Below are 14373 nucleotides of genomic sequence, written 5' to 3' on the forward strand. Positions count from 1 at the left end.
CTTGATGCCTCCTATATTTTTATACACTACATTCCATTCATATGGAGATGGACAAGCTTTTATGACAAGTAATTCTCGTACTTTCAGGGCTAAAACAAACACTTGCGGAAAACCATTTATTCTGTCTCGGTAGGAATAAGGATGAGCTATTTTTATTTTTCCTTAAGCATCCAAACCATTACATCATATTCTGCTTTTTTGACCTAGATGGTATTAACAGTCTTTATACACTACAAACGAAACTATATCATTTAGTGGACAACAAAAAAGAGCAAAGATTATTTTGCACCATGCAAATAATCTTTGCTCCTTCAAGAGGCCAATAACCATTATGAAAATTTTCTATTGGTTTAAATCTGTTCTGAAAGAAATTGTTTCGAGTCATTTGAAATTTCTACTTCATCATTAACACGTTCAATATCTGCTCCTAGTGCAGCTAATTTATTATGGAAATTTAAATAACCTCGATCTAAATGTTTAAGTTCTGTCACTCTTGTATAACCTTCTGCCCTTAGGCCAGCAATAATTAGAGCTGCAGCAGCGCGTAAATCAGTAGCTGACACTTCTGCACCTTGAAGCTGACACGGACCATTGATTATTACAGAACGTCCTTCTATTTTAATATCAGAATTCATCCGACGAAACTCTTCAACATGCATAAATCTGTTTTCAAATACCGTTTCCGTTATCATTCCAGTACCCTCTGCAACGACTAGTAAAGACATCATCTGTGATTGCATATCCGTTGGAAATCCTGGATGTGGCATTGTTTTAATATCTACTGCTTTGAGCTTCTCTGGACCAATAACTCGTAAGCCTTGATCTTCTTCAATGATCACTACACCCATTTCCTCAAGCTTAGCAATCAATGATGTTAAGTGCTCAGGAACTGCTCCTTTTACAAGTACATTCCCTCCTGTAATAGCAGCAGCGATCATAAACGTACCTGCTTCGATTCGATCAGGGATAATCGTGTGATCAGCAGCATATAGTCGTTCTACACCTTCAATACGAATGGTACCAGTTCCTGCTCCCTTGACGACCGCACCCATTTTATTTAGATAATTTGCTAAATCTACGATTTCTGGTTCCTTTGCACAGTTTTCAAGAGTAGTTACTCCATTAGCTAAAGTTGCAGCCATCATAATATTTTGCGTAGCACCAACACTTGGGAAATCTAAATAAATCTTTGCCCCACGTAAACGCCCTTCTGATTCAGCCTCTATAAAACCATTTCCTACCTTAACTTTAGCACCCATAGCCTCAAAACCTTTAAGATGTAAATCAATCGGTCTTGATCCTATTGCACAACCACCAGGTAATGCTACACGAGCTCTTCCTGTTCTTGCTAATAATGGTCCCATAACAAGTACAGAAGCACGCATTTTACGTACATACTCAAATGGAGCCTCAATTAATAACTCTCTTGATGCATCTACAGTAATTTTATTTTCTTGAAACGTTACTTCGGCATTCAAATAGCGTAACACTTCACTAATTGTATATACATCGGAGAGTGATGGTACATCACGAATAACACTTATTCCTTCACTAGCTAACAATGATGCAGCGATAACAGGCAGTACAGCATTTTTTGCACCTTCAACTTGAACCGTACCGTTAAGCCTTTTTCCGCCGCGGACGATGATTTTTTCCAAAAGTATTCCCCTCCGCGTCCATTTTCTCTATATTAATATTCAATCGTTATGATAGGTGTGCCAATTACAATGCTCGTATTAGCGCCCAATCCTTTTTTTCTTAAGCCAATTTGCATATTCATCGAATGATTCCTAGTAGGAATTGATTGCTCTAATTTTGATGAATAGGCAGAAATAGAATAAAAATCTTTTTCCATCAATGCTTCTTCTTCTTTAGCTTTTAAGCTTGTCATTAAATTAGATAATTTTGAGGATAAAACCTTATCAATTTTATCACTGAATTCGCCTTTAATACAAGAGAAAACTACAGGTTTCTGTTTAAATAAAACTTCCATTTTTTCACTGATTCTTTTATTGATTTTTATCCCAATTTGATTATTCCAAACAGTTCCTTTAACCTCATATATTAAATACGATTGCGGTTGATTTTTTGTTGGGGTCGACAATATTTTTATTGTTTCGACATAATCCCTTTTTTTTGAAAAACCAATTGCTATTAATTCATCATTTTCAGTACTTAACTTCCAATCATAAGCGGGATATTGTTTTTTTACTCTTTGAACCTGAGCTAACCACTCCTCATTAGAGGAAATATCAATGGTTTCTCTTGTATATAGAGACCATCCAGTTATCTTCCCTTTTTCATTTTTGATCGCTTCAGCCAATTTTTCTAAATCGGTAGTAACTGTAGCAGATACCATCTTATTCCCAATAATGACAAATACAAAACAAATAATAATTCCAATAACTAGAAAGTAAGTCATATTTTTTTTCATATTAAATTCCCCTCTCCTTAGTAAAAGTCTTTACCAGTAGAGAAGAGTACATACTTGGGAAAAGTCGTCATCTTTTGACAATGGTTATCAGCTCTTATTTAGTAAACTCAGCTGAAAATGTTGGACATTTTAAGTCCCTCAAACGTTGCCATACAGCTATTTTTAGTATCACTATTTAGACGTTTTTCCACTGAAAAAGTAACACTAAAATGACAACATTAAATCAAATCATAATCAATATTTATTCATTTGAAAATAGGAAAGTTGGTCTATTTATTACAAATTAATGACGAAATCAAGAATAAGAGGAAGCTGCCTGGACCAAAGTAGATAGTCTAAAAAGAAATTACTAATTGAAGAACCTATTGCAATGGTGATGAAAATGTATAAGAGTCTAGCCTGCAATACACGATTAGACTTTAATAGCTTTTCAAAATTTAATGCGCCTAATGCCCAAAATGTAAGGCATATAAAAAACAAATGTGAAATAATATTAGTTAATGCTTGTTGACCAAAGCTTACATCCATTACTTTTTTACATCCTTTCATTTTCAAAGCAATCTATTTTTTGTTCCTTTGAATGACTATAAAACATTGCAAGCAACAAGAAATAAATACTTTTTTAAAAACACCTTCTGACAGAAACTATCAGAAGGTGTTTTAAGCAATTTAGAAGCGATGTTCGTAAACATTAATCCGGTTGACTGCACGTCTTAATGCTAATTCTGCACGCACTTGATCAATATCTGCTTGGTTTGATTGAATGCGACTTTCTGCACGTGACTTAGCTTCTTTCGCACGTTCAATATCAATGCTTTCTTCCTTTTCAGCTGATTGAGCTAAAATGGTTACTTGCTCTGGACGTACTTCAAGAAACCCACCGCTTACTGCTACTAGCTCAGTGTTATTGCCGTTTTTTAGTCGTACAGCACCGATTTGAAGTGGTGCAACCATTGGAATATGTCCCGGCAAAATACCCAATTCACCACTTTGGGCTTTTGTACTTACCATTTCAACATTAGAATCATACACTGGGCCGTCTGGAGTGACAATACTGACTTTTAATGTCTTCATTTTTGATCCTCCTGGTCCCTTATTATACCTCTACGCCCATCTCTTTAGCTTGTTTGATAACATCTTCAATGGAACCAACAAGACGGAAAGCATCCTCTGGAAGATGGTCGTATTTACCTTCAAGTACTTCTTTGAATCCTTTAACTGTTTCTTTTACAGGTACATAAGACCCTTTTTGACCTGTAAATTGTTCAGCTACATGGAAGTTCTGGGATAAGAAGAACTGGATACGACGAGCACGAGCAACAATAAGTTTGTCATCATCACTTAACTCATCCATACCTAAAATAGCGATAATATCTTGTAATTCTCTATAGCGTTGTAATGTTTGTTGAACTTGACGAGCTACATTATAATGCTCTTCACCTACAATCTCAGGTGAAAGTGCACGGGATGTAGATGCAAGTGGATCTACCGCAGGGTAAATACCCATTTCAGAAAGTTTACGCTCTAAGTTTGTTGTTGCATCTAAGTGAGCAAATGTTGTTGCCGGAGCCGGATCTGTATAGTCATCGGCAGGAACGTAAATTGCCTGAATCGATGTAACTGAACCTACATTTGTAGATGTAATACGTTCTTGTAATTGACCCATTTCAGTTGCAAGTGTTGGTTGATAACCAACCGCAGAAGGCATACGTCCTAAAAGGGCAGATACCTCTGAACCTGCTTGCGTGAAACGGAAAATATTATCAATAAATAGAAGCACGTCTTGACCTTGTACATCACGGAAATATTCCGCCATTGTTAAGCCAGTTAAAGCAACACGCATACGTGCACCTGGTGGCTCATTCATTTGACCAAAGACCATTGCTGTTTTCTTAATAACACCAGAATCTGTCATTTCCCAGTAAAGGTCATTCCCCTCACGAGTACGCTCTCCTACACCAGCGAATACAGAAATACCACCATGTTCTTGGGCAATATTATTAATTAACTCTTGAATTAATACAGTCTTACCTACACCGGCACCACCAAAGAGACCAATCTTACCACCTTTAATATATGGAGCAAGTAAGTCAACTACTTTAATACCTGTTTCGAGAATTTCAACTTCTGTTGAAAGCTGTTCAAAACTTGGTGCTGTACGATGAATCGGATCACGACGTGCATCTGCAGGAACTTCACCATTTAAGTCAATTGCTTCACCTAATACGTTGAATACACGACCAAGAGTTACGTCACCTACTGGAACAGAAATTGGTGCACCACTGTCAAGTACATCCATTCCACGTTGGACACCGTCTGTCGAATCCATAGCAATCGTACGTACAGAATCATCACCTAAGTGAAGTGCAACTTCTAAAGTTAAATCAATATCAACCTCAGTTGCAGTTTGGGCTTTATATTGAATTTTTAACGCATTATAAATATCTGGAAGTTGACCGTTATCAAACTTGACGTCAACAACCGGACCCATTACTTGAAGAACGCGTCCAGTGTTCATCATTTTCCCTCCTATCTTGCATTAGAGAAAGCTTTAGTAAAAGCCTCTTTTAAACAATCATTTTTCAGTCTATTCAAGTGCAGCTGCTCCACCAACAATCTCAGTTATTTCTTGTGTGATGGCTGCTTGACGTGCACGGTTATAAGAAAGTGTTAATGAATCAATTAATTCCTTTGCATTATCAGTTGCATTTTTCATTGCAGTCATACGAGCTGCATGCTCACTTGCCTTTCCGTCTAACAATGCTCCGTATATAAGACTCTCTGCATACTGAGGAAGTAAAGTCTCAAGAATTTCTTCAGCAGATGGTTCGAACTCATACGAAATCAACTTATTAGATGATGCAATATCAGTAAGTGGCAATAGCTTCTTCTCTGTGACTTCTTGACTGATTGCATTTACGAAATGGTTGTAATACATGTAAAGTTCATCATACGTACCATCTGCAAACATGCTAACTGTTTTATTTGTTATTTTTACAATATCTGCAAATGATGGATGATCAGGAAGACCAATTACATCTAGTACTACGTTCATATCACGATTTCTGAAATAATCAGTACCTACACGTCCAATTGCTACAATGACATATTCATCCTTAGAACGATGTCTTTCGAGAATTTTATTATGAACTAACTTCAATACACTACTGTTATACGCTCCTGCCAAACCACGATCGGAGGTAATTACCAAATAACAAGTCTTTTTGACAGGACGAGTTAGGAGCATAGGATGCGTTGCATCTTTACTTCCAAGAGCAATACTTGCAACTACCTCTTGGATTTTTTCCATATATGGAACGAAAGATTTTGCATTCATTTCAGCTCTATTTAAAGCAGATGCAGATACCATTTGCATTGCCTTTGTTATTTGGCTAGTTTTTTTCGTCGAATTAATACGAGATTTTAAATCACGTAAGGATGCCACTAAATCTCACCACCCTTGTTTTAAGTAGGCCTTCACGATTAAGGATTTCATCCTAATTAACAGCGAAGGCTAAAAGGTTACATCTATTTTCAAACAGTATTATTCAGATTTAGAAAAAGTCTTTTTAAATTCATTAATCGCCGAAGCCATATCTTCATCAGCAGGTAATCCACCTGTAGTACGAATTTGACTTAATAATTCTGCACGGTTTGCATCTAACCAAGTGTAGAATTCTAACTCAAAACGAACAATATCTTGAACAGGAATGTCATCTAAGAAGCCTTTAGTTAATGCATAAAGAATCATTACCTGTTTTTCTACTTTAATTGGTTTATTTAAATCTTGTTTCAATACTTCAACTGTACGTTGTCCACGAGCTAATTTAGCTTGTGTAGCTGCATCTAAATCCGAACCGAACTGTGCAAAGGATTCAAGTTCACGGAATGAAGCAAGGTCTAGACGTAGTGTACCAGATACCTTTTTCATTGCCTTAATTTGCGCTGATCCTCCTACACGAGATACAGATAGACCCGCATTGATCGCAGGACGTACACCTGAGAAGAATAAGTCTGATTGTAAGAAGATTTGACCATCTGTAATTGAAATAACGTTTGTCGGAATATATGCAGAGATATCCCCTGCTTGTGTTTCAACAAATGGTAGAGCAGTAATTGAACCTCCACCTAATTCATCATTCAGCTTAGCAGCACGCTCTAATAAACGTGAATGCAAGTAGAATACATCCCCTGGATATGCCTCACGACCTGGAGGACGACGTAATAACAAGGAAAGTTCACGATAAGCAGCAGCTTGCTTTGAAAGATCATCATAAATAATTAAAACATGCTTGCCGTTGTACATGAATTCTTCTCCCATTGTTACCCCAGTATAAGGAGCTAAGTATAGCAATGGAGATGGTTGTGACGCCGAAGCTGTTACAACAATTGTATAATCTAATGCACCGTGCTTACGAAGAGTTTCTACAGTACTACGAACTGTAGATTCTTTTTGACCAATCGCTACATAGATACAAATCATATCTTGATCGCGTTGGTTAATAATTGCATCAATTGCAACTGTTGTTTTACCAGTTTGACGGTCACCAATGATTAATTCACGTTGACCGCGTCCAATTGGAACAAGTGCGTCAATCGCTTTAATACCTGTTTGTAATGGTTCATGTACAGATTTACGAGCCATTACTCCCGGAGCTTTCTTTTCAATCGGACGTGTTTTTGAAGTGTTTATTGGCCCCAATCCATCAACAGGTTGCCCTAATGAGTTAACTACACGGCCAATTAATTCTTCACCAACAGGTACTTCCATAATTCTACCTGTACGACGAACTTCGTCACCTTCACGAATATCAGTATATGGTCCTAAAATAATGATACCTACATTGTTCTCTTCCAAGTTTTGAGCAAGGCCCATAACTCCGTTTGAAAACTCTACAAGCTCACCAGACATAGCATTGTCGAGACCATGAGCACGAGCGATACCGTCACCGATCGAAATAACAGTACCAACATCGCTAACCTTCATTTCAGACTGATAGTTTTCAATTTGCTTTTTTATCAGCGCGCTGATTTCTTCAGCTTTAATGCTCATGAATTTCACCCCTCATGTTAAAATTTAATAACGACTATTTTCGCATAGATATTACTTTAATAGATTTGATTTCAAGCTCTTAACAACATACCAGAGTATGGAAAGCGATTACCCATTCAAAACTTTATCTTGTACAGGAATAAAGGTTTAAAAAGAGCTTAACTTATTAAACTACGTTCTAGACGGTCTAATTTACCACGTAGACTACCGTCAAATATTTTATTACCAATACGAATTTTCACTCCACCAAGTAATTCCGTATCGATGATATTTTCAATATTTAATGAAACTCTACCAACTTTTTGTGCAAAAACAGATGATATTGCAGCACTTTCACTAGCCGTTAACGGTCTAATTGAATATACAGTTGCCTCTGCAATCCCACGATTGCTATTAGCAAGTTCAATAAACTCATCTGCAACACTAGTTATTTCGTCCACACGATGTCGGTCAGACAATAACATTAGTGTATTTACAACCAGCGGTGAAGTAGATTGAAAAATCTCTTTAATAACCTGTTTCTTTTTATCTGAAGAAAGCTTAGGTAATTTTAAAAGATTAATCAATTCTGGGTTATCCTTAATTGACTTCTTTATTTCACGAAGTTCTCCTTGGATAAGTTCTAAAAGATTTTGCTCATTTGCAAGCTCAAAAAGCGCGGTAGCATAACGTTTTGCAACTGCGTTGTTACTCATCGTTTTTCTCCTGCCTCTTGAATATAGTCATTAATAAGCTTTTCTTGATCGTCAACAGTAATTTCCTTTTCAATCACTTTAGAAGCAATTAGAACAGAAAGGGATGCCACTTGTTCACGTAATGCGGAAACTGCTTGTTCCTTTTGTTGTTCGATTTCAATTTTCGCACTTTCTTTTAAGCGATTGGCTTCAGCTCTTGCTGTATTTATAATTTCTTCACGTTGAAGATCACCTTGTTTTTTAGCATTTTCAATTAATCCTTGTGCTTCATGGCGAGCTTCTTTTAGTAATTCACGTTGTTCATCTAGTAATTTGCTTGCTTCAGCACGACTTTTTTCTGCTGTCTCAATTTCATTTGCAACATGTTCTTCACGTTGCTTCATGATTCCCATTAATGGGCCCCAAGCAAATATCTTTAATAAGATTAACAGTATGATAAACATGACCAGCTGGAACACAATATCTCCCGTATTTAAAAACGGATGATCAGCTGATCCAAGTACTAAACTACTTGTTGTCACCGTTATTCACTCCCTTCAAAGAGTCAATACCTATCCAGTTTAAATGGATAAGCTTTCTATAGAAACATGCATATTATTCGTATTTATTCTCGTATATCTGCTATACTTGTTACCCTAAGTACAGTAGAATATCATTCGGTAGTCTAACATAAAGCAATGGCGAAGGTTCTATCAGAATGATCTTCGCCATTTAGGAATGTTAAAACTATTTATTAACAACCATGAACGCGATTACCGCTGCGATAATCGGAAGGGCTTCAACTAATGCAACCCCGATAAACATAGTTGTTTGAAGCATACCACGTGCTTCAGGTTGACGAGCAATCCCCTCAACTGTACGAGATACAATAAGACCGTTACCAATACCTGCACCTAGTGCACCTAAACCGATAGCAATTGCTGCTGCGATTACACCCAAACTCATTATAAAGTTCCTCCTTTAATTGTATAAAAAGTTTTTATAAGATAATGAATTACGAAAAAAAAATATATTAATGGTCGTGACTCACTTTGTGGGCCATATAAACCATCGTTAACATTGTGAAAATAAATGCTTGAATTGAACCGATAAAGATTGAAAAGCCTTGCCATGCAAGTGTTGGAATAATAGCGGCAATTGTTCCACCTACTCCAGTTGCAAGTCCACCTGCTAGAAGTGATAATAAAATCTCACCTGCATAGATGTTTCCGTAAAGACGGAGACCTAATGTTAATGTGTTTGAAAATTCCTCAATAATTTTGAAAGGAATCATAAACGCAAATGGTTCTTTAAAACCTTTTAAATACCCACCAAATCCTTTTTGCCTAACACCATAAAAATGAGTTAATCCCACAATCATTATGGCTAGCGTTAAAGCAACAGTTGGATCTGCAGTTGGTGATTTCCACCAAAGCTCCCCATTTATCACAACTGAAAATGGAAGACCTAGCATATTGGAAACAAAGATATACATAATAACTGTAATACCTAACACGTGAAAAGCTCCACCTGTTTTCCAATCCATGTTACTCTTAATAATGCCTTTAACAAAATCCATAATCCATTCAAAGAAGTTTTGCATACCTGTTGGCTTCATTGCTAACTTCCTTGTTGAGATCAGCGCAATAATAAATACAATTAATGAGGCAACTGTAATCATTAAAACGTTTGCTAAGTTAAAAGTAAGCCCCATAAATTCCCATAACGGCGCTTCATGTTCCAATCAAATTCACCTCACTTCCTGCTATTTATGTGATTGTATAATATGATGAATAATAAAATCTATCATAATGACGACATATGAAGTCATTAATCCCAAAATAACACATAAGAAATTAAAATGATCTGGATAACGAGTGGCTACCATGACCGCAAGGACCGCTGCCACCATTCTTGTCACAGTTCCAAAAGACCGAAATTTACCTCCAGTCTCTACGGCTTCACCAAATCTCTTAGTTCGCCTAACCATAAGCCAATGATTATAAAGGCTAATAGTCGTGCCAAAAAACAAACCTAAAAATACAGATTGATATTGGGTAAATCCCCAACCTAAGATATATAGGGATAAAAGATAAAGCATGTATTTACGATGCCTATTAAACATTAGTTGGAGTTCCGGCATATCTTTCTAATCTCTCCCGAAAAGAAATGTCAGACTGAATGAAGCAGGCTTAACATAAAGCATGTTAGCCAGGAGTAGTCCGATGAAAATAGTGGTTCAGCATTAAAGAGGATCAACTCAACTATAGCCAAGGTCTCCAAAAATCCCGTAAAAGTAAGAATGGTAGACTTCAATCGACCATATAGGAAAAAGCTAATCTTCTAACTCTTATCACACTTACAATTTTCCATTTGATTTCTCGTAGAGTTGCCTTGTTTAAAGATGAGTATACAAGCGTCTTTTATTGTCGAAAAAACACTGTAAACCCTATCATTTAACACCCTCTGTTAGCATACAATAGGGTATTACCAATGTCAATTGGTTTCTATGAAAAACCGCATGTACTCTAGGGTCTATTCAAAATTTGTCACAAAATCATCAAATTTTGAAATAGTTAGTTTTTCAATTAATAAAAGGATCACTGTATGTCCTTATTAATACTCTTATATTTTAGTTGTTCTTCCACGGCTTTTCCATATTTATTTTTTTCCATCCAAGTCTGTCTTAAATTTTAATGTTTGAGATATTTTATCCTCAAAACCATTTTTTCGCGCAAAAGCCACAACAACCAATTGCCGAACTCCTTCTTGATTCGGTATAGTTAATTGATTCTCTTTTATTCCCGGACTAATGTTATTTCCAACATCTAAATAACCCTTAAAATCCAACGTTTTAGGATCAAAAAGTGCCATACCAAATTCGTCTGCTCCCATGGGTAGGTATACTTCGTAACGATAAGTATTGGGTCGATCTCCTTGTACAATCGTCAAGCCCATCAGCCTTGGATACGATGGTTCTTCTTTAATAAAAATATAAGGTATCTTAATTTCTTCATTGGCTTCTAATAATGAAAGTTCCCCTTCCATAATTTCATTCCTATTTTCAAACTCTCTTTTAATAAATGCATTAATCGATATTTTTTTCTTTTCCCCTGGCTTTAGCTCAAATGATAATGGAAGCTTCCAATCTACATAAAGATTATTTGGAGGAATCTGAAATCGGTATTGCTTCGTTGTTTGACTCATATTTTGTACAACAACTTCCTTACGGCGTTCATCAAATTGATTCGTTAATAATCCGAATGATAGGCTGCCAGGGATTACGAGTGTATCCGTATGAATTGCTTTATCAATATTTACCCTTCCTGCTCCTTGCTCGAATACTTTATATCGTGCTCCTCCATTATTGTATAGGGGTGTGGACGTATTCATCAATGCCGCCTTAATTTCCGTTGGTGTCCATTTTGGATGTGCTTGTTTAATTAAAGCAGCTGCTCCTGCAATATAAGGGGCAGCCATACTTGTTCCTTGAAGTGCCAAGTATCGGTTATTAGGGACCGTGCTCTTAATGGACACCCCTGGAGCAATAATATCCGGCTTAATCGACCAATTTGAAGTAACTGGACCACGCGAACTAAAATCAGCTAATAGATCCTTTTCCTCTTTATAAATTGTTTTGGCAAGAATTTTGTTTTTGTTTACTTGCTTAATTAAACTTTCACCATCCTTTTTTGAAATAGCACCAACAGGTATGGAGAGGCTTCCTTCAATTTTACCCATGAAATTGCCTTTTGTATTATTGTAAATAAGCACCCCAACTGCTCCTGCCTTTTCAGCATTTTTAGCTTTCTCCGTAAATGTCATTCCACCACGTTGTATTAATGCAATCCTTCCTTGCAGCTGTTTCATTTCCTCTTTATTTCCTAGACCAACTTCTTCAATTAGATATGACCTATCAAGGCTCCACATTTTACTTCCTACTAAAGAAGTAATTTTTATAGGTTTATTAGAACGAATCGTTGTTAGAAAGGGAATTCTCAATGTTGGCGTTGATGCACCCACGGATATTGCCTTAGAGGAAGTTCCAGGAGTGCCAACCGTCCACATATGAGGACCAGAATTACCATTAGAAGTTACAGCAACAATCCCCTCTTCAACAACCTTATCAAGTGCTAAGCTAATAGGTAAATCAGGTCCATTAACATTTGAACCCAATGAAAGATTAATAATATCCATCTTGTCCTTAACCGCTCGTTCTATGGCTGAAAGTACTTGCTCAGTTGTTCCACTTCCCCCTGCCCCCAATGCTCTATATGCAAATATTTTTGCTTCAGGTGCCACACCCTTCATTTGACCATTTGCAGCAATAATTCCTGCCACATGTGTCCCATGAATAGTAGGTTTCCCTTGGTGATCTAATGTTTCCATCGGATTATTGTCATTATCGACTAAATCAAATCCACCACCATAATTCGCTTTTAAATCTGGATGGGTATAATCAATTCCTGTATCGATCACACCGATCCTGATTCCCTTACCCGTTAAACGATGTCCTTTTGAATCTGTATAAGATGCCGCATTTTTCGCTCCAATGATTTCTAAAGGGGAGCTAACCTCAGCATCTACAGTGTAAATGGAGTTTTCAAACATAGAATATCTTGGTTGATACATGCGTGCTAATTGGAGTAATTCTTTTCTTTTCCCACTGACTGAAAAACCCTCAAAAGTTTGTGTAAATATCATTCTTAAACTTGATGAAGGGTATTGATTAAGAACTGTCTTTATTTCTGAAATATTAGGTGGACCCTTTGTAGCAAAAATCATAATAGCTTTCTCTTCAGGTGAAGGAGAAGGGAGGGAAGGAAAGACCCATTTTTGGGCAAAACCCTTTTGCGGAATCAAACAAAGTAAAACGATAGTAAGCAGAAATAAACGTCGCAACAAAAAAAATTCCCCCTAATCTTTTTCCATTATCATCTCTCACCCTGAAAGTGATATACACGAAACTAGATTATAAAAGAAAAAAAGACGGATTACTCCGTCTTTTACAGTGGCTTAAATGATTCGGGTTTATTTTCCCTTTGATGAAAATGATATTGAATAGCCTCAACAATTCTTTTAGAAGCTTGTCCATCCCCATATGGATTGGTTGCTTTAGACATTTTCTCATATGCCACAGGGTCTGTTAGTAATTCCGTAGCTAATTGGTAAATAGTTTCCTCATTTACCCCTGCTAATTTTAACGTTCCTGCTTCAATGCCTTCAGGACGCTCAGTTGTATCGCGCAGAACAAGAACTGGAACACCTAATGATGGTGCTTCCTCTTGAACTCCTCCTGAATCCGTTAATATTAAATGTGCACGTTCAGCAAAATTGTGAAAATCTATGACGTCTAAAGGTTCGATTAAATGAATCCTCGGATCATTACCCAAGATATCTGATGCTACTTCCCGTACAACAGGATTTAAATGTACCGGGTAGACCACTTGAATATTCGGATTTTCTTCTACTAACCGCTTAACTGCACGAAACATGTTTCGCATTGGTTCTCCATGATTTTCTCTTCGATGGGCTGTTAGTAGAATTAACCGGTCATCTCCAAGCTTTTCAAGTACATCATGAGTATACTCTTTTTTGATGGTCGTTTTTAAGGCATCAATTGCCGTATTTCCCGTAATATAAATGCTTTCGGATTTTTTATTCTCATCTAGTAGATTATTCGCCGCTTTATCAGTTGGAGCAAAGTGTATATCAGCGATTACACCTGTTAATTGACGATTTAACTCCTCAGGGAATGGGGAATATTTATTCCATGTTCTTAATCCTGCTTCTACATGTCCAACAACAATCTGATTATAATAGGCTGAGAGACTTGCAACAAAAGTAGTTGTTGTGTCCCCATGTACAAGAACAATATCAGGCTTTGCCTCTTTCATGACACGATCAAGGCCCTCCAAAGCCTTTATTGTTATATCCTTTAAGGTTTGACGGTCTTTCATTATATTTAAATCGTAGTTTGGTTTAATATTAAATATATCCAATACTTGATCTAACATTTGTCGATGCTGCGCAGTGACAGTTACGATCGATTCAATGGAATTTGGATGCTTTTGTAATTCTAATACAAGAGGTGCCATTTTGATCGCTTCCGGCCTTGTGCCAAATATGGTCATTACTTTAATTGGTTTTGTCATGTCATTTTCTCCTTTTTAGGGGAAGATTCTATATATTTTTATCCCTTCCCCTTTTTA

At 36.8% G+C, this 14373-nt stretch carries 14 protein-coding genes; all 14 read right to left on the reverse strand.

All coding sequences use genetic code 11. The annotated features are described in order from the left end of the window. Positions 1 to 350 precede the first annotated feature (350 nt). Positions 351 to 1658 carry a UDP-N-acetylglucosamine 1-carboxyvinyltransferase gene (gene murA / locus MHI39_RS24885; RefSeq protein WP_071977539.1) on the reverse strand — a complete coding sequence of 436 codons (1308 nt, stop codon included), beginning with the start codon at positions 1656 to 1658 and terminating at the stop codon, positions 351 to 353. 32 nt (positions 1659 to 1690) lie between these two features. Further along, positions 1691 to 2434 (reverse strand): YwmB family TATA-box binding protein, encoded by a 744-nt coding sequence (locus MHI39_RS24890; protein ID WP_058005279.1) that lies wholly within the window; start codon positions 2432 to 2434, stop codon positions 1691 to 1693. Between the two features lie 276 nt (positions 2435 to 2710). Beyond that, positions 2711 to 2962, reverse strand: a complete 252-nt coding sequence (locus MHI39_RS24895; protein WP_058005278.1) for a DUF1146 family protein — start codon at positions 2960 to 2962, stop codon at positions 2711 to 2713. A gap of 141 nt (positions 2963 to 3103) precedes the next feature. Beyond that, the gene (locus tag MHI39_RS24900) at positions 3104 to 3508 is read right to left on the reverse strand and encodes a F0F1 ATP synthase subunit epsilon (RefSeq protein ID WP_058005277.1); all 405 of its coding nucleotides are present in this window, start codon (positions 3506 to 3508) and stop codon (positions 3104 to 3106) included. A gap of 22 nt (positions 3509 to 3530) precedes the next feature. Next, a complete protein-coding gene (gene atpD / locus MHI39_RS24905; protein WP_058005276.1) occupies positions 3531 to 4952 on the reverse strand; it encodes a F0F1 ATP synthase subunit beta in 1422 nt (473 codons plus the stop codon). Positions 4953 to 5021: 69 nt separating this feature from the next. Beyond that, positions 5022 to 5879: a F0F1 ATP synthase subunit gamma gene (locus tag MHI39_RS24910; RefSeq protein ID WP_058005275.1), complete on the reverse strand. Its 858-nt coding sequence runs from the start codon at positions 5877 to 5879 to the stop codon at positions 5022 to 5024. Between the two features lie 99 nt (positions 5880 to 5978). Further along, positions 5979 to 7487, reverse strand: coding sequence for a F0F1 ATP synthase subunit alpha (atpA, locus tag MHI39_RS24915; protein WP_058005274.1), 1509 nt, complete (start codon positions 7485 to 7487; stop codon positions 5979 to 5981). Positions 7488 to 7645: 158 nt separating this feature from the next. Beyond that, positions 7646 to 8182: a F0F1 ATP synthase subunit delta gene (locus MHI39_RS24920; RefSeq protein ID WP_058005273.1), complete on the reverse strand. Its 537-nt coding sequence runs from the start codon at positions 8180 to 8182 to the stop codon at positions 7646 to 7648. Further along, the gene (gene atpF / locus MHI39_RS24925) at positions 8179 to 8703 is read right to left on the reverse strand and encodes a F0F1 ATP synthase subunit B (RefSeq protein ID WP_058005272.1); all 525 of its coding nucleotides are present in this window, start codon (positions 8701 to 8703) and stop codon (positions 8179 to 8181) included. The genes MHI39_RS24920 and atpF overlap by 4 nt, the downstream gene beginning before the upstream one ends. Before the next feature lie 205 nt (positions 8704 to 8908). Beyond that, positions 8909 to 9127: a F0F1 ATP synthase subunit C gene (gene atpE / locus MHI39_RS24930; protein ID WP_058005271.1), complete on the reverse strand. Its 219-nt coding sequence runs from the start codon at positions 9125 to 9127 to the stop codon at positions 8909 to 8911. A 67-nt stretch (positions 9128 to 9194) separates the two neighbouring features. After that, positions 9195 to 9905, reverse strand: a complete 711-nt coding sequence (gene atpB, locus MHI39_RS24935) for a F0F1 ATP synthase subunit A (RefSeq protein WP_058005270.1) — start codon at positions 9903 to 9905, stop codon at positions 9195 to 9197. 21 nt (positions 9906 to 9926) lie between these two features. Further along, positions 9927 to 10304: an ATP synthase subunit I gene (locus MHI39_RS24940; protein ID WP_058005269.1), complete on the reverse strand. Its 378-nt coding sequence runs from the start codon at positions 10302 to 10304 to the stop codon at positions 9927 to 9929. 518 nt (positions 10305 to 10822) lie between these two features. Beyond that, positions 10823 to 13066 carry a S8 family serine peptidase gene (locus MHI39_RS24945; protein WP_342540428.1) on the reverse strand — a complete coding sequence of 748 codons (2244 nt, stop codon included), beginning with the start codon at positions 13064 to 13066 and terminating at the stop codon, positions 10823 to 10825. A gap of 101 nt (positions 13067 to 13167) precedes the next feature. Beyond that, complete coding sequence (wecB, locus tag MHI39_RS24950) at positions 13168 to 14316, reverse strand: UDP-N-acetylglucosamine 2-epimerase (non-hydrolyzing) (RefSeq protein ID WP_342540429.1); 1149 nt, start codon at positions 14314 to 14316, stop codon at positions 13168 to 13170. Positions 14317 to 14373 lie beyond the last annotated feature (57 nt).

The sequence above is a fragment of the Heyndrickxia sp. FSL K6-6286 genome, assembly GCF_038630395.1.
Taxonomy (GTDB): domain Bacteria; phylum Bacillota; class Bacilli; order Bacillales; family Bacillaceae_C; genus Heyndrickxia; species Heyndrickxia oleronia.